Consider the following 19,745-nt stretch of genomic DNA (forward strand, 5'->3'; position numbering starts at 1 on the left):
ATGACAACTTTGAATGGCAAGACCGCCCTGGTCACCGGCTCCACCAGCGGCATCGGCTTGGGGATTGCCCTGAGCCTGGCCAAGGCCGGCGCCAACCTGATTCTCAACGGCTTTGGCGACGCCAGCGCGGTGATCGCCCAGGTGCAGGCGTTTGGCGGCAAGGTCGGGCATCACCCGGCAGACGTCAGCGACCCCACGCAGATCGCCGACATGCTCGCCTACGCCGAGCGCGAGTTCGGTGGCGTGGACATCCTGGTCAACAATGCCGGTATCCAGCATGTGGCAGCGGTAGAAGACTTCCCTGTGGAGCGCTGGGATTCGATCATCGCCATCAACCTGTCCTCGGTGTTCCACAGCACACGCCTGAGCTTGCCGGGCATGAAGGCCAAGGGCTGGGGGCGCATCGTCAATATCGCCTCGGTGCATGGGCAAGTCGGCTCAGTGGGCAAGGCGGCGTATGTGGCGGCCAAACATGGGGTGATCGGCCTCACCAAGGTGGTGGGCCTGGAAACCGCCACCAGCAATGTCACCTGCAACGCCATCTGCCCGGGCTGGGTGCTGACGCCGCTGGTGCAGAAGCAGATTGATGATCGCGTGGCCACTGGGGTCGACCCACAGCAAGCGCAGCAGGATCTGTTGGCAGAGAAACAGCCGTCGCTGGAGTTTGTGACGCCGTCGCAACTGGGGGAACTGGTGTTGTTCTTGTGCAGTGAAGCCGGCGCCCAGGTGCGCGGCGCGGCCTGGAACATCGACGGTGGCTGGCTGGCCCAGTAAACCCGTGATGACCGTTCCCACGCTCTGCGTGGGCACGCAGACCGGGGCGCTCCGCGCCCCAAAAGCGGACGCAGAGCGTCCAGTCAGGCATTCCCACGCGAAGCGTGGGAACGAGAAGAGGCAGCTTATGTCCGAGATCCTCTGGCAACCCTCCCCGGAACGCATCGCCACCACGCGCATGGATCAGTTCCGCCGCTTCATCAACCAACGGCACGGCGTGCAGCTCGACGACTACCCCGCCCTGCACCAATGGAGCATCGACCAGCGCCCGGATTTCTGGCAGGCGATTGTCGCGTTCTTCGACGTGCAGTTTCGCAGCCCATCCAGCGTCACGCTGATCGAAGACATCGAGATGCCCAGCGCCCAATGGTTTCCCGGCGCCACCCTGAACTTCGCCGAACACCTGTTGCGCCGGCGCGACGATCATCCTGCGGTGGTGGCTGTCAGCGAAGACGGCCAACGTGAACAATTGAGCTATGCGCAACTGGCGGAACAGGTTGCCGGCCTGCAAAAAAGCCTGCGGGCGGCCGGGGTCGGCATAGGTGACCGGGTGGCCGCGTGTATGCCCAATACCTGGCAAACCCTGGTTGGCATGCTCGCCACCACCAGCCTCGGTGCGATCTGGTCGTGCTCCTCGCCAGACTTCGGCACCCAAGGCGTCATCGACCGCTTCGGCCAGATCGAGCCCAAGGTGCTGATCACCTGCGCGGGCTACCGCTATGCCGGCAAGCGCATCGACCAGAGCGCCAAGCTCAATGAGATCCTAGAACGCCTGCCCTCCCTGCAACAGCTGATCATCGTGCCTTACGCCAAGCCCGAAGCGCAGGCTGGGGACTACACCACCCACGCCCACGTCGCGCTGTGGGACGACTTCTATCAAGCCGGCGGCGAACCGGAATTTGTCGCGGTGCCGTTCGATCACCCGTTGTATATCCTTTATTCCAGCGGCACCACCGGCATCCCCAAGTGCATCATCCACGGCACTGGCGGCGTATTGCTGACGCACCTCAAGGAACACGGCCTGCATGCCGACCTGAACCGCGAGGACTGCCTGTTCTATTACACCACCTGCGGCTGGATGATGTGGAACTGGCTGGTGTCGGTGCTGGCGATCGGCGCCACCGCGGTGCTGTACGACGGCTCGCCGTTCCACCCCGGCCCCGAACGTTTGATCGACCTGATCGATGCGGAAAAAATCAGCGTGTTCGGCACCAGCCCCAAATTCCTCGCCACCCTGGAAAAGTCCGGGTTGCAGCCGCGCCTGAGCCACGACCTGGGCAGCCTCAAGGGTCTGATTTCGACCGGCTCGCCGCTGTCGCCCCAGAGTTACGACTACGTGTACCGCGAGATCAAGGCTGAGCTGTGCCTGTCCTCGATGTCCGGTGGCACCGACATTGTCTCCTGCTTTGTGATCGGCAACCCGGTGCTGCCGGTACGGCGCGGTGAAATGCAGTGCAAGAGCCTGGCCATGGCCATCGAAGTGTGGGACGACCAGGGCCGGCCCCTGATCGGGGAGAAAGGCGAACTGGTGTGCACCCGGCACTTCCCTGCCATGCCCATCCGGCTGTGGAATGACCCGCAACAGCAAAAATTGCGCGCCTCGTATTTCAGCCAGTTCCCCGGCGTGTGGGCACAGGGTGACTATGCCGAGCAACGCGCCAACGGCAGCCTGTTGATCCACGGGCGTTCCGATGCGGTGCTCAACCCCGGCGGCGTGCGCATTGGCACCGCCGAGATTTATCGCCAGGTGGAAAAGATCCCGCAGGTGCTGGAAAGCCTCGCCATCGGTCAACGCTGGCAGGACGACGTGCGCGTGGTGCTGTTTGTGCGCCTGGATGATGGAATTGAACTGGACGAGGCGCTGCAACAGCAGATTCGCCAGGTGATTCGCGCCAACACCACACCGCGGCACGTGCCGGCGAAGATCCTCGCTGTCACGGATATCCCCCGCACCATCAGCGGCAAAATCGTCGAATTGGCGGTGCGCAATGTGGTGCATGGCGAGCCGGTGAAAAACACCGATGCCCTGGCCAACCCCCAGGCACTGGAGCAATTTCGCGACAGAGCTGAGCTGGCTTATTAGATGAAAGGTTTCAGCGCTGACGCAGCGTTTTGAAGAAAAACCCTCAAGGCATGCTATTTTTCCGGGGTAGCCACCCGTTGCCGCTCCTTGGGATAATGGGTGTTGTCATTTTTCAAAGCGTCATGCTCAGGGCTTTTTATGAATGGAACATCCACCGGTAGCGAAGCCGCTGCGTTGATCAAGCGGCTGGACTGGGCGCAAAGCCCACTCGGTGAGGCCAGTGAGTGGCCGCAAAGCCTGCGCACTGCCGTTGATATCGTCGTGCATTCGCCCATGCCGATGGTACTGCTGTGGGGCCCGCACCTCACGCAACTCTATAACGATGGCTTTGCACACCTGATTGGCAGCAAGCACCCCGGCGCCCTGGGCCAGCCGGCGCACCACACTTGGCCTGAGCTTGAAAGCTTCGCCGCGCCGGTGTACGACGCCGTGCTCGGCGGCCAGGTGCGTACCTTCAGCGAGCAACGCTTTGTGCTGCACCGCCAGGGCTGCGATACCGAAATCTGGCTGGATCTGACCTACAGCCCGGTGCGCGATGAAAGCTGCCGGGTAGCCGGCATTCTGGTCACGGCCATTGAAACCAATGAGCGACGCAGCAAAACCCTCGAACTGCAACAGCGCTCCGAAGCAAGCCTCAAGGCCCAGCACAACACCGAGCAGCGCCTGCAACTGGCACTGGCGGCCACCGACGCGGTAGGCACCTGGGACTGGGATATCGGCGAAGACCGTTTCATCGCCGACGCCCATTTCGCCTACCTGCATGGCGTCGACCCCAACGATTCGAGCCTGCTGCCCATCAGCGCCTACCTGCATGGTGTGCACCCTGAGGACCGGGGAACGGTGACGCGCAGCATCAAGCATTGCATTACCCATGGCACCGAATACGCCGAGGAGTATCGCTTGCTGCAAGCCGACGGCCAGGTGCGCTGGGTGTTCGCCCGTGGCCGCTGCTACAAGGATCAACAGGGCCGGCCGGCGCGTTTCCTCGGCGCCGCGCTGGACCTCACCGAGCGTAAAAACACCGAGCAAGCCCTGCGCCAGAGCCAGACCGAGCTGCAACTGATCATCAACGCCATGCCGGTGTTGATCGGCTACGTTGACCACGACCAGCGCTTTCGCCTCAATAACAGCGCTTACCTGGACTGGTACGGCAAGACGCCCCAGGAGCTGTACGGCAAAACCATCCGCGAAGTACTTGGCGACGAGGTGTATGCCGGGCGCGCAGACAAGATCGCCGCCGCGCTCAAGGGCAAAGCGTGCAGCTTCATGACGGTGACGCCTCATCGCGATGGCCGCCCGCGCCATGCACTGATGAAGTACCTGCCGCGCTTTAGCAGTGACGGCTCGGTGAATGGTTTCTACATCTTTGTGATCGACGAGACCGAACGCAAGCTCACCGAAGAGGCCCTGCGCCACCTCAACGAGAACCTTGAAGAACGCGTGGCCCAGCGCACCCAGGCGCTGGCCGAGGCCAACCAGCGCCTGCAGAACGAGATGTTCGAGCGCGAACGTGCAGAAGATGCCCTGCGCCATGCGCAGAAGATGGAAGCGGTCGGTCAGCTCACCGGCGGTATCGCCCATGACTTCAACAATATGCTCACCGGCATCATCGGCAGCCTGGACCTGATGCAGCGCTATATCGCCGCCGGGCGCAGCGACGATATCGGCCGTTTTGCCGATGCTGCCGTGTCCTCCGCGCACCGTGCCGCCGCCCTTACCCACCGGCTGCTGGCGTTCTCGCGGCGCCAGTCACTGGACCGTCGCCCCACCGACCCCAACCAACTGGTGGCGTCCCTGGAGGACCTGTTCCGGCGTACCAAGGGCGCGCATATCGAACTCAAGGTACAACTGGGCAAGGACATCTGGCCGGTGAACACCGACGCCAGCCAGTTGGAAAACGCCCTGCTCAACCTGGTGATCAACGCCCGCGACGCCATGCCCGACGGCGGCGAGCTGCTGATCGAAACCGCCAACAGTTACCTGGACGGCACCGACATCACCACCCTGGAACCGGTCAAGGCCGGCGACTATGTGATGCTTGGTGTGAGCGACAACGGCAGCGGCATGGCGCCGAAAATCCTCGCCAAGGCGTTCGACCCGTTCTTTACCACCAAGCCCATCGGCCAAGGCACTGGCCTTGGGTTGTCGATGATCTACGGCTTTGCCCAGCAATCCGGCGGCCACGTGACCATCCAGAGCGAACCGGGCCAGGGCACCTGCGTGCGCCTGTACCTGCCGCGTTTGTATGGCACGGCGCTGGAAAGCAGCCTGCCCGCCAGCCTGACCGAAGCGCCCGTGGCCCTGGCCGGTGAAGCGGTGGTGGTGGTCGAGGACGACCCGGCGGTGCGCATGCTGGTGGTCAATGTGCTCGACGAACTGGGCTACACCGCGCACCAGGCGGCGGATGCCCGTGCGGCGCTGCCGTTGCTGGAGTCGGATTTGCGTGTGGACTTGCTGGTGACCGACGTTGGCTTGCCCGGCATGAACGGCCGACAACTGGCGGAAATCGCCCGTCAGCATCGTCCCGGCCTGCGCGTGCTGTTCATGACCGGTTATGCCGAGAAAGCCGCCGAGCGCCAGGGGTTCCTGGAGGACGGCATGGACATGGTCGCCAAGCCTTTTTCCATTGACCTGTTGGCCAACAAAATCCGTAGCATGATCGGCGTCGAGGCCTGAGTTCAGGCATAATCGCGCGCCGTCGCACAGCTGGTAGAGCCCCATGAAAGCCCAAGCCCGTCATATCCTGGTGAAAACCAGCGAAGAAGCCGAACAACTCAAGCAGCGCATTGCCAAGGGCGAAGCCTTTGATGTGCTGGCCAAGAAGTACTCCACCTGCCCGTCGGGCAAACGCGGTGGTGACCTGGGCGAAGTGCGGCCCGGGCAGATGGTGGGGGCGATTGATGCGGTGATCTTCAAGAAACCGGTGAAGGTGGTGCACGGGCCGATCAAGAGCAAATTTGGGTATCACCTGGTGCAGGTGTTTTACCGCGATTGAGTGGATGGCTTCAGTCCGCTATCGCAGGCAAGCCAGCTCCCACATCCGATCGTTCCCACGCTCTGCGTGGGAATGCCTCACTGGACGCTCTGCGTCCGCTTCTGGGACGCGGAGCGTCCCGGGCTGCGCTCCCACGCAGAGCGTGGGAACGATCAGTGATCATCTCGGTATCAGCGCCCCGGGCACCTGAATCACCCGGCTTGCCAACCGATGCCCCGCCAGTGCGGCGTCTTGGGGCGAGCCACCCTTGAGCCGACAGGCCAAATACGCCGCACTGAACGAATCCCCCGCCGCCGTGGTGTCCACCACCTTCTCCACTTTCAACGACGGCACCGCAAAGCGCTCGCCCGCGCAACGAATCAGGCACGCTTCCGCTCCCCGCTTGAGCACCACTTCTGCAATCGACGGGTACGCCGCGAACACCTGCTCGCTATCCTCATAACCAAACAACGCGCGTTCGTCATCCTCGGTGAGCAAGGCAATGTCCACCTCGGCCACCACCCTGCGATACGCTTCACGAGCCGTTTGCACATCGGCCCACAACCGGGGCCGGTAATTGTTATCGAACACCACCCTGGCGCCGCGCCGGCGGGCTTCGATCAGCGCCTGCAGTAAACGCTCACGCCCGATGTCTCCCAGCACGGCCAAGGTAATGCCGCTGAAATACACCACATCATAGCCCGGCAGGGCCGCCAGAACCGGCTCGGCGGCAGGCGTGGTGAAGCAGTCGCGCACGGCCGCCTCGTTGCGCCAGTAGAGGAATTTACGTTCGCCCTGGGCGTCGGTCTGGATGCAATACAAGCCCGGCAGGCGCCCTGGTAGGCGCTGGACTCTATCCAGGCCAAGGCCTTCGGCGTGCCAATGCTCACACATGGCATCGCTGAAGCTGTCATCGCCCAGGGCGGTGACGTAGTCAACGCTGCCGGCATCGCCCAGCTCGCGGCGCAGGTACACCGCGGTGTTCAGGGTGTCACCGCCGAAGCTCTGGTGCAGGCTGCCGTCGGCGCGGTGTTGCAGTTCGATCATGCATTCGCCGATGAGGGCGATGCGGGGGTGGGTGTTCATGGCAAAGTTCTCAGGTGTGCTGGAGGGCCCCATCGCGGGCAAGCCCGACTCCCACATTCGACTGCATTCCTTCAGTTAAAACGCGGTCACTGTGGGAGCTGGCTTGTCGGGTCGCCGCATCGCTGCGATAGCCGCGACTCGGTCTAGAAGCAGGTACGCAGAGACTCAACCACCTGCAACTGCTCATCCACCAGGCACCCCACCTGCCACTTGTCAAAGGTCAGGCAAGGGTGGGACGTACCAAAGGAAATGATGTCGCCAATGCGCAATTCCACCTCCGGCGCCACGGTCATGAATGCATGCTGGTCCATCACCGCCGTGACCTTGCACCCGCTCACATCATCACCTTGCGCCGGCACGATCCCGGCCCTGTAGCGCTTGAGCGGCACTGGCAAACCGGCGTCGTAGGCCACGTCGCGCTTGCCCAGGGCAACCACCGCAAAACCAGGCTCCGGCAGCGACTGCACATGCGCCCAGACTTCCATTGCCGGGCGCAGGCCCTCGTTGAGGTCGCTGCGGCGTTCGAGTACGCAGCACTGCGCCTCTTTATAGATGCCATGGTCGTGGGCCACGTAACTGCCAGGGCGCAACACGCTGAGGAAACGGCCGGCGGCGTTCTGCGTTTCGAACGACTCGGCGATCAGGTCGTACCAGGCCGAGCCCGATGCGGTGATGATCGGCTTGGGCAGGTCGAACAGGCCGCTGTCTTGCAGTTCCACCGCCAGGCTCACCAGGCTGGCGGCGAAGGCGCGGATACCGCTGATGGCGTGCTCACCGTGGATCACGCCTTCGTAACCCTCGATACCGGTGAGGGCCAATGCCGGCTGGGCCTGGATCGCCTTGGCCAGGTCGCGCACTTGCTGCTCGCTGCGGCAGCCGCACCGGCCACCGACCACGCCGTACTCGATCATCACGTTGAGGCGCTGGCCACGGGCGGCGAAGAACAGGCCCAGGTCGGCGACGTTGTCCGGGTGATCGACCATGCAATGGAAGTCAAAATCCTTATCGGCCAGCAGATCTGCGATCAAGGCCATGTTCGCCGCGCCCACCAGTTGGTTGGCCATCAGCACGCGATGCACGCCGCTGGCGTAGGCGGCGCGGGTCTGCACGGCGGTAGCCAGGGTGATGCCCCAGGCACCGGCGGCGATCTGGCGCTGGAACAGCGCGGGCATCATGCTGGTCTTGCCGTGGGGCGCCAGCTCGGCGCCGCTGCTGCGGACAAAGTCCTGCATCCAGCGGATGTTATGTTCCAGGGCGTCACGGTGCAGCACCAGGGCAGGCAGGCTGACATCGCGAACCAAATGGGCACCGACGGCGGCGGCACCTTTTTCAACGGCATTGAGGGCAGACATGGAAAACTCCTATTCGTTGATGCGCCGGGCCAGGCTGTTGGCACTGTCGATCAGTACCCGGCGATAGTCGTGGTAGTTTTTGCTCGCATCAGCCCGGGGGGCGACGATGCACAGGGTCGCGATGCTGATGCCCTGGGCATCGCGCACCGGGGCGGCAAAGCAGTGGGTGAAGGTGTCGGCCACACTGTCGAAGGAGAAGAACCCATCCAGGCTGGCCTGGCGGATCTGCGCCAGGAAAGTGTCCAGCGGCAGGCGCAGGCCGTCCGGCAGAATGAAGTCGTCGGGATCGATCAGGTCGACGATCTGCTGATCGCTCAAATGCCCCAGCAACAAGCGCCCCGAGGCGGTCCAGGGAATGGGGGCGTTTTCACCGATATCCGAAGAAATACGGAAATGCCGCTGGCCCTCGCGCATCAGCGCTACCGTGTATTTGCGCCCGTTGAGCAGGCACATCTGCGCGGTTTCGTGGGTCTGGCTGACGATCTCCTGCAAGGCGTGGTCGGCCTCGCGGGTCAGGTCGAAGTGGCGCAAGTGTGCCTGGCCGAGGAAATACAGCTGGCGCCCCAGGTACACGTGGCCTTCCTTGCCCACGGTCTCCAGGATGCGCCGCTCCAGCAACGACGCCACCAGTTCGTAGACCGTGGATTTGGGGCTGCCAATGCCGCTGGCAATATCATTCGGGCGCAGGGGTTGGCCGATTTCCTTGAGAAAATCGAGGATATCGAACGCACGGTCCAGGCCTTTGGCGCGGCGTTTGATGGTGTCTTCGGTCATGGCAGTACTCGGTCCCGTTCCAGATGATCGTTCCCACGCTCTGCGTGGGAATGCATGCGGTGACGCTTTGCGTCACATGCGCGGACGCAGAGCGTCCAAGGCGGTATTCCCACGCAGAGCGTGGGAATGATCAGTTAGGCCTTTTTCTTGTAGGCCACGCAATCGATCTCGACCTTGCAATCGACCATCATATTGGCCTGAACACAGGCGCGCGCCGGTGCGTGCTCCGGGGTGAAGTATTCGCCGAATACCTTGTTGAAACTCCAGAAGTCCCGTGGGTCTTCCAACCACACGCCCACCCGCACCACATCCTTGAGCTCGTAGCCGGCTTCTTCGAGGATCGCCACCACGTTGCGCATCGTCTGGCGGGTTTGCTCGATGATGCCGCCATTGATGATTTCACCGTCCACCGCAGGCACCTGGCCCGACACGTACAGCCAGCCATCGGCTTCCACCGCGCGGGCGAACGGACGTGGCTGGCCGCCACCTGCGGTGCTGCCGGTGCCGTAACGAGTAATGCTCATAAAGTTGCTCCTTGTTAAAAACGAATGTTCTTGAGAAATTCTGCCAGGCGCGGCGACTGCGGCCGTTCGAAGATGTCCTTCGCACTGCCCTGCTCTTCAATGCGGCCCTGGTTCATGAAGACGATCTGGTCCGAGACCTCATAGGCAAAGCGCATCTCGTGGGTGACCAACAACATGGTCATGCCCTCCTCCGCCAACCCCTTGATCACGCTGAGCACTTCGCCCACCAACTCCGGGTCGAGGGCCGAGGTGACTTCGTCGAACAGCATCAGGCTGGGGTTCATGGCAATGGCCCGGGCAATGGCCACGCGTTGTTGCTGACCACCGGACAATTGGCCGGGAAAGTGGTTGCGGCGCTCCAGCAGGCCGACGCGGTCCAGCCATTTTTCGGCCAGCGCTACCGCTTCATCCTTGCCCATTTTCTTGACCTTGAGCAAGCCGAGGGTGACGTTCTGCAGCGCGGTCAGGTGCGGGAACAGGTTGAATTGCTGGAACGCCATGCCGGTCATTGCGCGGTGCTGGGCGATCACTCGCTCCGGGTGGCGTACACGCTTGCCGCCGACATCGCTGTAGCCGATGGACTCGCCATCCAGGGTGATCTGCCCGCCCTGGAACTCTTCCAGCAGGTTCACGCAGCGCAGCAAGGTGGTCTTGCCCGAGCCGCTGGAGCCGATCAACGTCACCACATTGCCGCGCTGCATGGACAGGTCGACGCCCTTGAGCACTTCCACCTGGCCGTATTGTTTACGCAGGCCACGAATGTCCAGCAGCGCTGGGTTGGTTTGAGCTTGGTTCATGGCAAGGCCACCCGTTTTTCAATGTAGCGCCCGAATAATTCGATGGCGTAGTTGATGACAAAGAACAGAAAACCGGCGAACAGGTAGAACTCCAGGGTCATGAAGGTGCGCGCGATCACCTGCTGAGTACTGAGCAGCAATTCGGCCACGCCGATCACCGACAGCAAGGTGGAAGCCTTGACAATTTCCGTGGAGGAGTTGACCCAGGTCGGCAAGATCTGCCGCAGCGCCTGGGGCAGCAGCACATAGCCCAGGGACTGAGAGAACGTCAGGCCAATCGCCTTGCCCGCTTCCATTTGCCCACGGGGAATGGCTTGCAGCGCGCCGCGCACGATTTCCGATACATGGGAGCCACAGAACAAGGTGAGCCCGACCGCACCGGCCTGGAACGCACTGATTTGCCAGCCAAGGGCCGGCAGCATGTAGAAACATGCCAATACCAGCACAAACACCGGCGTGCCACGGATCAAATCGACATACAGGCGGAACGGCGCACGCATCCAGAACTTGCCGTAGGTGAGGATCAACCCGGCGACGATGCCGATCAGGGTGCCAAAGACAATCGCCAGCGCCGAGACCGCCACGCTGGCCTGAAAGCCGGCCCAGAGGGTCTCGCGGGCGATCCACAATTCATGCAGCCAACTGGGGGATTCGTACATGAGGCCCTTCCTTAACGACGGATAGCCAAACGCTGTTCCAGGTAACGGAGCAGCATGGCAATCAGGTAACAGGCAGCCACGTAGAGCGCGGTCGTGACCAGCCAGGTTTCAATCACCCGGTAGCTTTCGACGTTGATCTTGCGGGCGTAATAGGTCAGCTCCGGCACCGCGATCGCGGCGGCCAGGGAGGTGTCCTTGAACAGCGAGATGAAGTTGTTCGAGAGTGCCGGCAACACGTTGCGCAGCATCACCGGCACGGTGATGTAAGCGCGAATCCGCCACTCCCCCAGGCCGATGGCCAGGCCGGCTTCCCGCAAGCCCTTGGGAATATTCACCAGGCCTGCGCGGAACACTTCGGTGAGATAGGCACCGGCATACAACGACAGGGTGATGATGAACGAGGGAATCTTATCCAGGCGAATACCCAGGGAGGGCAAGGCGAAGTAGATCAACAGGATCAACACCAGGATGGGGGTGTTGCGCACCACGGTGACATACACCGAGGCAAGAATACGCAACGCACGGTGCCTGGAGAGCATGGCAAACGCCATCAACAGGCCGATCACGCAGCCGATGGCGATCGACAGCAACGCCAACTGCAACCCCAGGCCGAGCCCCGCCAGCAAGGTGTCGAAATCACGCCAGACGGCGGCAAAGTTCAACTGATAGTTCATGGTCAGCAGCACCTGAAGGGGGCGTGTTCAGGCACGCCCCTGTTGTTGCGGGTCACTTGAATTCCACGGGAAAACCAATCGCCGGTTCTGGCAGTTCCACGCCGAACCACTGCTTGAACGAGGCTTTGTAGGTGGGGAATTCCACACCGGTCATGGCTTCGTGCAGCGCGGTGTTGACGAAATTCAGCCAGTCCTGGTCGCCGCGCTTGACCGCGCAGGCATAGGTTTGCGGGCTCCAGGCGTAGGTGGGGCTGCGGTAGCGGCCAGGGTTCTGCACCATCAGGTATTTGACCGAGGACTGGTCGGTGGCAGCAGCATCGGCGCGGCCTGAGTTCACGGCCTGGTACATCAGGTCAACGCTGTCGTACTGATCAACCTTGGCCTTGGGCAGTGCCTGGTGCACCAACTCTTCGGCATACACGTTCTGCAGCACGGCCACGGTGACGTCGTCGCCCGCCGCCTGCAGGTCTTCGATTTCCTTGTATTTGCTGTTATTGGGCAACAGCAGGCCGACGCCTTCCCGGTAGTACGGCAGGGTAAAGGCCACCTGCTGCGCACGGCTGGCGGTAACGGTGATGAACTGGCAGCTCATATCGACCTTGTCGGTGAGCAGGTTGGGAATACGTGCATCGGACGACTGCACCACAAACTCCACCTTGCTCGGGTCATTGAACAAGCCTTTGGCCACGATGCGGCCGATGTCGATATCAAACCCCTGCAATTTGCCATCCGCTCCCTGGAAGTGCCACGGCGCATTGGTACTGCCTGTACCTACGATCAAGTGCCCACGCTTGAGCACATCATCGAGCTTGCTGTCCGCCGCCTGCACCACGCTGGCGAGGGAAGCCGATGCAGCGACGAGAAAAACACACGCTTTGAATACGGAAGGTCGGTGATGCATGACAAGCACTCCAGGGAGGGTGTATTCCGCTATACCGGAACTTGGTATGTAACAACGGAATAGACAGCAGAAAGTGTGCCATAGGTGCTCATGGAAAGACATGCGTCCCACAAATGCCTTATGGATCAGTCAGATACGGCCTGATGGGAATACGGCGCCTGTCCGTGAGTACAAACGCTTTGCTACGCAAGACCTCAAACCCTGTTACTGCGCACCAATACCGAACGCCTGGGCTACCCTCTAAGAGCGTGCTTGCTCGCCCTTACATGGAACCTGACTGATGAAACTGCGATATATCTTGCCCGTGCTTTTGCTCGGGGTGGCTGGCAACGCCCTGGCCAGTAGCGACCGCCGTGAATGCAAGGAAGAACTGCAGAAACTCAAGGAAGCCTTCAGCACCGACTACACCGCCCAGAATCACCATGGCTATCGCCGGGCCAAGGCCTCCCGCGACAATGAGGAATACGAGAAGTGCGCGAGCCAGGCCCGCAAGGCCAGGGAGCGCATAGAGCGCGAGGCAGACCTGTGAAGGTTGACAGTAGACGGTGATAAGCCACGGGCTTAGCGTTGGCAAACACCCACGCGGCTTGAAGGGAGATCACCATGGGAATGGCCACCCGCATCATTTCCAGCGCCAAAGCGTTCGAACGCGTACTGAATACACCGCGCCCGGTGTTCCTCCTGTTTGTATCAGAGCACTGCCCCGCTTGCGCGCAGGCAGGCTCCTTGTTCGAACAGCACGCCTGGCAGCATCCCTGGGTCGTGAGCCTGGTACTCGATTGCGCCCATACGCCGAGGCACCCTGACGTGTCAGGCACCCCGACGCTGCTGATCTATCGCAAGGGCGCCCTGGTGGAACAACACAAAGGTTTGGGCCCCCTTGAAGAACAAGAGCAGTACGTGAAGGACATCTTCAGCCGTTATGACCTGAGCAAGGGTGCAAGTGCACTTGCGTCACTCGACGCTCCTCCACTTCAGCCACGGTCAAACGCCAGCCTTCATGTTCCAGGCTATCGCCCACCACCGGCAGGCGGTCAAGCAGGCTCATCACCAAACCTGCCAGGGTTTGATAATCCTCGGTCGTCACCGCCTTGAAGCCCGTGCGTTGACGCACCAGGTTGAGGTTCAAGGCGCCATTGGCACGGAAGCCATCGCCTTGCTCGACAATATCGGGCCCTTCGATTTCGCTGGCATCGGGCAATTCACCGGCGATGGACTCCAGAATATCCGTCATGCTCAATACGCCCATGAAGTCGCCGAATTCGTTGATCACGAAAGCGATGTGAGTGGACTCCTGGCGCATTTGCTCCAGGGCATTGAGGATCGAAAAACTGTCCAGCAGGTTGATCGCCCGACGCGCCAGGTGTTCCAGGTTCGGCTCGTTGCCCGCCAGGTACTCCTTGAGTAACTCCTTCTTGTGCACAAAACCCAGGGGCTCATCCACCGCACCGTTACGGATCAACGGCAGACGCGAGTAGGACGAGTGCATCAGTTTCAGACGGATCGTCTCGGGGTCATCCGCCAGGTCGATGCAATCAACCTTGGCCCTTGGCGTCATCAGGGTGCGAATCGGCCGCTCGGCCAGTTGCAGCACGCCGCTGATCATCACCCGTTCGCGTCGGTCAAACAGCGGACCCTGCGCAGCATCCGGCTCGCCCAGCAGATCAGCCACGTCTTCACCCACCTCTTCCACCGCCAGGCTGCGGCCGCCCAACAAGCGCATCACCGCATGGGCGGTACGCTCACGCACCGGCAACACGCCCTGCGCCGACTTCTTGCGACGGGCTCGGGCGATCTGGTTGAACACCTCGATCAGAATCGAGAAGCCAATGGCCGCGTACAAGTAGCCCTTGGGAATATGGAAACCCAGGCCTTCGGCGGTCAGGGCGAAACCGATCATCATCAGGAAGCCCAGGCACAGCATGATCACGGTCGGGTGCGCATTGACGAAACGGGTCAGCGGCTTGCTCGCCACGATCATCAGGCCGATGGACACGATCACGGCGATCATCATCACCGCCAGCTCGTCGACCATGCCCACGGCGGTAATCACCGCGTCGAGGGAGAACACCGCATCCAGCACCACGATCTGCGCGACGATCGGCCAGAACATGGCGTAAGCCACACTGCCCTTGTGCTGCGCCACATGGCCTTCAAGGCGCTCATGCAATTCCATGGTGGCCTTGAACAACAGGAACACACCACCAAACAGCATGATCAGGTCACGGCCGGAGAAGCTCTTGTCGAACACCTCGAACAGCGGCTGGGTCAGGGTGACCAACCAGGAAATACTCGCCAACAGGCCCAGGCGCATCAGCAGCGCCAGGGATAAACCGATCAAGCGTGCACGGTCACGCTGCTCCGGCGGCAACTTGTCCGCCAGGATCGCGATAAACACCAGGTTATCGATACCCAGCACCAGTTCCAGCACAATCAAGGTCGCAAGGCCGAGCCAGGCCGTAGGATCCGCTAACCATTCCATTTATAAATTCTCTGTCTTTAAAGTGTTCAGAACGCCGGGCACGGCAAAGTGCGGTCATGCGACCGGGACAAGGTTAGTTGACGGAATACGGGGTGCTTCAGCGGGAACAGCGACAGCGGTTGTCTTGGGGAAAGACGACTGGGAGGCTCCGAGAGGGTGTTCATGCAAGTCCTGAAATGACAAAAGGACTTGAATCCTACATTCGAAATACAAATTTCCCACAACGCAAAACTATTACAAAACCTGTAAACCCCATCAGAAGCACAGCAACTCTTGTGGGAGCTGGCCTGCGATGCCGGCACCTCGATGCATGATCGTTCCCACGCTTTGCGTGGGAATGCCGCCTTTGACGCTCCGCGTCCCACACGCGCAAGGATGACGCGGAGCGTCACAGGATGCGTTCCCACGCTGGAGCGTGGGAACAATCTGTATCAGGGTTTACGAGTGGCATCGTCCAGCGCCAGGATGGTGTGGGCATTGGTGACGGTGGTCGCCAGCGTATTGATCACCCCCGAACGCAACGCCCCCAAGGTCGCCGCCGCCTTGGTGTTCTCGCTGGCAATCGCCACCACATCCGGGATGCGAAACAGCTCCTGCACCGTCAACCCGATCACGCGCCCCTGGATGGCGTTGACCGCCGGCTGGCCGTGAATGTCGATAAAGTCATAGCCCATCATGTCGCCCACGGTGCCAGACAACCGCGCCTGGGCGATTTCCTGGGGCGAGAACCAGCCCATGCGCACCATGTTGCTGTTCTCGCTCATGTCGCCGATGCCGATCAGGGCGATATCGGCACGGCGGGCGCGGTCAAGGGTCGAACGCACCGTGTCGTTGTTGATCAGCACCCCGCGCAGTTCCGGGTTGGCCACCAGCGCCGGGGCGTACAGGCTTTCACTTTCGCCACCAAAGCGCAGGGCCAGGCGTCGGCAGATGTGGTCAGGGTTCATGTATTCGCCGGCCTTGAGCGAACCGCCGATGGCACACACGAAGGTGCAGTTGCGGGTCACCGGCAGAAACACGTTATCGGCCACCGCGCCGACGTTACGCCCCATGCCCACGGCAACGATCATCCCATCACTCAGGGTCTTGTTGAGGTAGTTGGCGACCAGGCTGGCGACCGCCGAGCGCTGGGTGTCGGGGTCGCTGTGGTCGACCGCGATCAAGGCGCGGTCGAGCTTGAAGCGCTCCACCAGCGCCCGCTCCAGCTCGTTGTTCATCGCCGGGTGCTGCAACACGCGCACCTCGACGATCCCTTCATCCCGAGCACGCTTGAGCAGGCGGCTGACTTTTGCCCGCGACAGGTCAAAGCGCTTGGCAATGGCCTCCTGAGTGACGTTCTCAAGGTAATAGAGCATCGCCACTTCGGTCATCTGATCGATATCACTGGCCATGCGCTGGGTACTGTCACTCATTGGGACGGGCTTCCGTTTCGGCGTCAAAGGCGCATTCTCCCGACTCTTGCCCCGCGCCGTCCACTACTGATGCCCATCGCGCTCGATCGCATTGATGCGCTCGACCTTGGCCCCGGACCGCGCCGCTTCGAACTCCGAGGCCAAAAACGCACTGACGATGCTTTTGGCCAACTCCGCGCCGATGACCCGCGCACCGATGGAGAGGATTTGCGCATCGTTGCTCTTGCGCGCCCGCTCCGCCGAGTAGGTGTCATGGGCCTGGGCCGCACGGATGCCCAGCACCTTGTTGGCCGAGATGGCCATGCCTATGCCGGTGCCGCATACCAGCACGCCGAGGCGCTGTTGCCCGGCATTGATGGCGGTGGCCACGGCCAGGGCGATGTCCGGGTACAGCACCGGCACCGTTGAATGCGTACCGAAGTCGGTCACCGGGTATCCCAACGCCTCGATATGGCGCTTCAACAACTCTTTGAGCTCAAAACCCGCTTCATCACATCCGATAGCCACCGGGAAAGGTGTGTTCATGGCGCCAAACTCCACTGATCAAATGATCACTTAGTGAAATATCTCTCACCCATTTCGCAAGCATTCACCCCTTACTGTCAAGCGAGATTTAACTGACCTGCCAGTCAAAGCCCTATACCAAGGCAATAACCGCGTCAAAGATGAGAATCACACCTTTTAAGTGAAAGAGATTGACTGATCAGAATTTCATTTGATACACATATGATCACAGCGAAACATGACTGTGCGACCTAATAAGAATTCACAGCACGAGGACACGCCGATGGCCACGCCATTACTGCTCCAGGCTGAACACGTCGCCAAGGCTTACGCCGGGGTACCAGCCCTGCGCGACGGGCGCCTTTCTCTGCGCGCCGGCAGCGTCCACGCCCTGTGCGGCGGCAACGGTGCCGGCAAGTCAACCTTCCTGAGCATCCTGATGGGCATCACCCAGCGTGACGCCGGCAGCATTCTGCTCAACGGCGCACCGGTGCAGTTCAATCGCCCGAGTGAAGCCTTGGCGGCGGGGATCGCAATGATCACCCAGGAGCTCGAACCCATCCCCTACATGACCGTCGCCGAAAACATCTGGCTGGGCCGCGAACCGCGCCGCGCCGGTTGCATCGTCGACAGCAAGGCCCTCAACCGCCGCACCCGCGAACTGCTCGAAAGCCTGGAGTTCGACGTCGACGCCACCAGCCCCATGCACCGCTTGAGCGTGGCGCAGATGCAATTGGTGGAAATCGCCAAGGCGTTCAGCCATGACTGCCAAGTGATGATCATGGACGAGCCCACCTCGGCCATCGGCGAGCGCGAGGCCGAAACCCTGTTCAAGGCGATTCGCCGCCTTACCGCACGCGGTGCCGGCATCGTGTACGTGTCCCATCGACTGAGCGAACTGGCGCAGATCGCCGATGACTACAGCATCTTCCGTGATGGCGCCTTTGTCGAAAGCGGGCGCATGGCCGATATCGACCGCGACCACCTGGTGCGCGGCATTGTCGGCCAGGAACTGACGCGCATCGACCACAAGGTGGGCCGCGAATGCGCGGCCAGCACCTGCCTGCAGGTCGACAACCTGAGCCGCAACGGTGAGTTCCACGACATCAGCCTGCAGCTGCGCCGTGGCGAGATCCTCGGCATTTATGGGTTGATGGGCTCCGGGCGCAGTGAATTCCTCAATTGCATCTACGGCCTGACCGTGGCGGATGCCGGCAGCGTTACCTTGCAAGGCAAGCCCATGCCCATCGGGCAGCCCAAGGCGACCATCGACGCCGGCATGTCGCTGGTCACCGAAGACCGCAAGGACAGCGGCCTGGTGCTGACCGGCAGCATCCTGTCGAACATTGCACTGTCGGCCTATAAGCGCTTGTCGAGTTGGTCGCTGATCAACGCACGTAAAGAAGCGCAACTGGCCGAGGAGATGGTCAAGCGCTTGCAGATCAAGACCAGCTCCCTGGAGCTGCCGGTAGCATCAATGAGCGGCGGCAACCAGCAAAAGGTGGTGCTCGCCAAATGCCTGTCCACCGAGCCGGTATGCCTGCTCTGCGATGAACCCACCCGCGGCATCGACGAAGGCGCCAAACAGGAGATCTACCACCTGCTCGACCAGTTCGTGCGCGCCGGTGGCGCAGCCATTGTGGTGTCGTCGGAAGCACCGGAACTGCTGCACTTGAGCGACCGCATCGCCGTCTTCAAAGGCGGCCGGCTGGTCACTATCAGCACCGACACCGCCCTTTCCCAGGAAGCCTTGTTGAGTCTTGCCTCATGAATGCCAAAACCATCGTTGCCCCCGTTACCGCCGCGCCGCGCAACCGCCTGCGCCTGTCCCTCGACCGCTTCGGCCTGCCGCTGGTGTTTATCCTGCTGTGCGTGGTGATGGCGTTTTCCAGTGAGTACTTCATGACCTGGCGCAACTGGATGGACATCCTGCGCCAGACCTCCATCAACGGCATTCTCGCCGTGGGCATGACCTATGTGATCCTGACCAAGGGCATCGACCTGTCGGTGGGGTCGATCCTGGCCTTCGCCGGGTTGTGCAGCGCCATGGTCGCCACCCAGGGTTATGGCCTGTTGGCGGCGGTCAGCGCGGGGATGTTTGCCGGCGCGATGCTCGGGGTGGTCAATGGTTTCATGATCGCCAACCTGTCGATCCCGCCGTTCGTGGCCACCCTCGGCATGCTCAGCATCGCGCGGGGCATGACCTTTATTCTCAACGACGGCAGCCCGATCACCGACCTGCCCGACGCCTACCTGGCCTTGGGCATCGGCAAGGTCGGCCCGGTGGGCGTGCCGATCATCATCTTCGCAGTGGTCGCGCTTATTTTCTGGATGGTGCTGCGCTACACCACCTACGGCCGTTATGTGTACGCGGTGGGCGGCAATGAAAAAAGCGCGCGCACATCGGGCATTGGCGTGCGCAAGGTGATGTTCTCGGTGTACGTGGTCTCGGGCCTGCTCGCCGGGTTGGCCGGCGTGGTGCTGTCGGCACGCACCACCTCTGCCCTGCCCCAGGCCGGGGTTTCCTACGAGCTGGACGCGATTGCCGCAGTGGTGATCGGTGGCACCAGTTTGTCCGGCGGTACCGGCAGCATTGTCGGCACCTTGTTCGGGGCACTGTTGATCGGCGTGATCAATAACGGCCTGAACCTGCTCGGCGTGTCCTCCTATTACCAGCAGGTCGCCAAGGGCCTGATCATCGTGTTTGCAGTACTGATCGACGTGTGGCGCAAGAAGAAACGCTGAAGAA

At 61.6% G+C, this 19,745-nt stretch carries 18 protein-coding genes and 1 pseudogene; 8 read left to right on the top strand and 11 right to left on the bottom strand.

What is annotated here, in order from left to right; genetic code table 11:
• From FXO12_RS06370 to FXO12_RS06385, 4 genes are all read left to right on the top strand, one after another.
• Positions 1-774, top strand: a complete 774-nt coding sequence (locus FXO12_RS06370; protein ID WP_054896543.1) for a 3-hydroxybutyrate dehydrogenase — start codon at positions 1-3, stop codon at positions 772-774.
• Positions 775-901: 127 nt separating this feature from the next.
• Positions 902-2,857: an acetoacetate--CoA ligase gene (locus FXO12_RS06375; RefSeq protein WP_057977447.1), complete on the top strand. Its 1,956-nt coding sequence runs from the start codon at positions 902-904 to the stop codon at positions 2,855-2,857.
• A 138-nt stretch (positions 2,858-2,995) separates the two neighbouring features.
• Entirely contained in the window at positions 2,996-5,533 is a 2,538-nt protein-coding gene (locus tag FXO12_RS06380) for a PAS domain-containing sensor histidine kinase (protein WP_057977445.1), read from the top strand.
• Positions 5,534-5,576: 43 nt separating this feature from the next.
• A complete protein-coding gene (locus FXO12_RS06385; protein WP_003174397.1) occupies positions 5,577-5,852 on the top strand; it encodes a peptidylprolyl isomerase in 276 nt (91 codons plus the stop codon).
• A 159-nt stretch (positions 5,853-6,011) separates the two neighbouring features.
• On the opposite strand, the gene FXO12_RS06390 is transcribed toward FXO12_RS06385, so the two are convergent.
• From FXO12_RS06390 to FXO12_RS06425, 8 genes are all read right to left on the bottom strand, one after another.
• Positions 6,012-6,917, bottom strand: a complete 906-nt coding sequence (locus FXO12_RS06390; protein WP_057977533.1) for a sugar kinase — start codon at positions 6,915-6,917, stop codon at positions 6,012-6,014.
• A 143-nt stretch (positions 6,918-7,060) separates the two neighbouring features.
• Positions 7,061-8,269 (bottom strand): amino acid deaminase, encoded by a 1,209-nt coding sequence (locus FXO12_RS06395; protein WP_060772658.1) that lies wholly within the window; start codon positions 8,267-8,269, stop codon positions 7,061-7,063.
• 9 nt (positions 8,270-8,278) lie between these two features.
• A complete protein-coding gene (locus tag FXO12_RS06400; protein ID WP_014718201.1) occupies positions 8,279-9,043 on the bottom strand; it encodes an IclR family transcriptional regulator in 765 nt (254 codons plus the stop codon).
• 134 nt (positions 9,044-9,177) lie between these two features.
• Positions 9,178-9,567, bottom strand: coding sequence for a RidA family protein (locus tag FXO12_RS06405; protein ID WP_003191822.1), 390 nt, complete (start codon positions 9,565-9,567; stop codon positions 9,178-9,180).
• Between the two features lie 14 nt (positions 9,568-9,581).
• A complete protein-coding gene (locus tag FXO12_RS06410) occupies positions 9,582-10,364 on the bottom strand; it encodes an amino acid ABC transporter ATP-binding protein (RefSeq protein ID WP_020301585.1) in 783 nt (260 codons plus the stop codon).
• Positions 10,361-11,023, bottom strand: coding sequence for an amino acid ABC transporter permease (locus FXO12_RS06415; RefSeq protein WP_057977441.1), 663 nt, complete (start codon positions 11,021-11,023; stop codon positions 10,361-10,363). The genes FXO12_RS06410 and FXO12_RS06415 overlap by 4 nt, the downstream gene beginning before the upstream one ends.
• A gap of 11 nt (positions 11,024-11,034) precedes the next feature.
• Positions 11,035-11,697 (bottom strand): amino acid ABC transporter permease, encoded by a 663-nt coding sequence (locus FXO12_RS06420; RefSeq protein ID WP_019817612.1) that lies wholly within the window; start codon positions 11,695-11,697, stop codon positions 11,035-11,037.
• A gap of 52 nt (positions 11,698-11,749) precedes the next feature.
• Entirely contained in the window at positions 11,750-12,598 is an 849-nt protein-coding gene (locus FXO12_RS06425; RefSeq protein ID WP_054896548.1) for a transporter substrate-binding domain-containing protein, read from the bottom strand.
• Between the two features lie 280 nt (positions 12,599-12,878).
• Here FXO12_RS06425 and FXO12_RS06430 point away from each other — a divergent pair, with 280 nt between their 5' ends.
• Positions 12,879-13,127 (top strand): hypothetical protein, encoded by a 249-nt coding sequence (locus FXO12_RS06430; protein WP_034125743.1) that lies wholly within the window; start codon positions 12,879-12,881, stop codon positions 13,125-13,127.
• Between the two features lie 80 nt (positions 13,128-13,207).
• Positions 13,208-13,441, top strand: a pseudogene (locus FXO12_RS06435) (thioredoxin); the annotation flags it as partial.
• Positions 13,442-13,511: 70 nt separating this feature from the next.
• On the opposite strand, the gene FXO12_RS06440 reads toward FXO12_RS06435, so the two are convergent.
• The 3 genes from FXO12_RS06440 to rpiB form a co-directional block, all read right to left on the bottom strand.
• Positions 13,512-15,080: a TerC family protein gene (locus FXO12_RS06440; protein ID WP_034125744.1), complete on the bottom strand. Its 1,569-nt coding sequence runs from the start codon at positions 15,078-15,080 to the stop codon at positions 13,512-13,514.
• A 431-nt stretch (positions 15,081-15,511) separates the two neighbouring features.
• Positions 15,512-16,492: a sugar-binding transcriptional regulator gene (locus FXO12_RS06450; protein WP_054918572.1), complete on the bottom strand. Its 981-nt coding sequence runs from the start codon at positions 16,490-16,492 to the stop codon at positions 15,512-15,514.
• 63 nt (positions 16,493-16,555) lie between these two features.
• Complete coding sequence (gene rpiB / locus FXO12_RS06455; protein WP_034125746.1) at positions 16,556-17,017, bottom strand: ribose 5-phosphate isomerase B; 462 nt, start codon at positions 17,015-17,017, stop codon at positions 16,556-16,558.
• A 262-nt stretch (positions 17,018-17,279) separates the two neighbouring features.
• Here rpiB and FXO12_RS06460 point away from each other — a divergent pair, with 262 nt between their 5' ends.
• Both FXO12_RS06460 and FXO12_RS06465 read left to right on the top strand, forming a co-directional pair.
• Positions 17,280-18,767: a sugar ABC transporter ATP-binding protein gene (locus FXO12_RS06460; RefSeq protein ID WP_057977439.1), complete on the top strand. Its 1,488-nt coding sequence runs from the start codon at positions 17,280-17,282 to the stop codon at positions 18,765-18,767.
• A complete protein-coding gene (locus FXO12_RS06465) occupies positions 18,764-19,741 on the top strand; it encodes an ABC transporter permease (RefSeq protein ID WP_014718193.1) in 978 nt (325 codons plus the stop codon). Before FXO12_RS06460 ends, FXO12_RS06465 begins: the two co-directional genes overlap by 4 nt.
• Positions 19,742-19,745 lie beyond the last annotated feature (4 nt).

Origin of the sequence: Pseudomonas sp. J380 (genome assembly GCF_009827115.1) — a bacterium.
GTDB classification, from domain to species: Bacteria; Pseudomonadota; Gammaproteobacteria; order Pseudomonadales; family Pseudomonadaceae; genus Aquipseudomonas; species Aquipseudomonas paracarnis.

Coding starts and splice junctions, on each gene's coding strand:
- FXO12_RS06390 (WP_057977533.1), bottom strand. CDS start 6,917: ATGAACACCCACCCCCGCATCGCCCTCATCGGCGAATGCATGATCGAA.
- FXO12_RS06410 (WP_020301585.1), bottom strand. CDS start 10,364: ATGAACCAAGCTCAAACCAACCCAGCGCTGCTGGACATTCGTGGCCTG.
- FXO12_RS06375 (WP_057977447.1), top strand. CDS start 902: ATGTCCGAGATCCTCTGGCAACCCTCCCCGGAACGCATCGCCACCACG.
- FXO12_RS06425 (WP_054896548.1), bottom strand. CDS start 12,598: ATGCATCACCGACCTTCCGTATTCAAAGCGTGTGTTTTTCTCGTCGCT.
- FXO12_RS06400 (WP_014718201.1), bottom strand. CDS start 9,043: ATGACCGAAGACACCATCAAACGCCGCGCCAAAGGCCTGGACCGTGCG.
- rpiB (WP_034125746.1), bottom strand. CDS start 17,017: ATGAACACACCTTTCCCGGTGGCTATCGGATGTGATGAAGCGGGTTTT.
- FXO12_RS06430 (WP_034125743.1), top strand. CDS start 12,879: ATGAAACTGCGATATATCTTGCCCGTGCTTTTGCTCGGGGTGGCTGGC.
- FXO12_RS06415 (WP_057977441.1), bottom strand. CDS start 11,023: ATGTACGAATCCCCCAGTTGGCTGCATGAATTGTGGATCGCCCGCGAG.
- FXO12_RS06465 (WP_014718193.1), top strand. CDS start 18,764: ATGAATGCCAAAACCATCGTTGCCCCCGTTACCGCCGCGCCGCGCAAC.
- FXO12_RS06460 (WP_057977439.1), top strand. CDS start 17,280: ATGGCCACGCCATTACTGCTCCAGGCTGAACACGTCGCCAAGGCTTAC.
- FXO12_RS06420 (WP_019817612.1), bottom strand. CDS start 11,697: ATGAACTATCAGTTGAACTTTGCCGCCGTCTGGCGTGATTTCGACACC.
- FXO12_RS06405 (WP_003191822.1), bottom strand. CDS start 9,567: ATGAGCATTACTCGTTACGGCACCGGCAGCACCGCAGGTGGCGGCCAG.
- FXO12_RS06380 (WP_057977445.1), top strand. CDS start 2,996: ATGAATGGAACATCCACCGGTAGCGAAGCCGCTGCGTTGATCAAGCGG.
- FXO12_RS06440 (WP_034125744.1), bottom strand. CDS start 15,080: ATGGAATGGTTAGCGGATCCTACGGCCTGGCTCGGCCTTGCGACCTTG.
- FXO12_RS06450 (WP_054918572.1), bottom strand. CDS start 16,492: ATGAGTGACAGTACCCAGCGCATGGCCAGTGATATCGATCAGATGACC.
- FXO12_RS06385 (WP_003174397.1), top strand. CDS start 5,577: ATGAAAGCCCAAGCCCGTCATATCCTGGTGAAAACCAGCGAAGAAGCC.
- FXO12_RS06395 (WP_060772658.1), bottom strand. CDS start 8,269: ATGTCTGCCCTCAATGCCGTTGAAAAAGGTGCCGCCGCCGTCGGTGCC.
- FXO12_RS06370 (WP_054896543.1), top strand. CDS start 1: ATGACAACTTTGAATGGCAAGACCGCCCTGGTCACCGGCTCCACCAGC.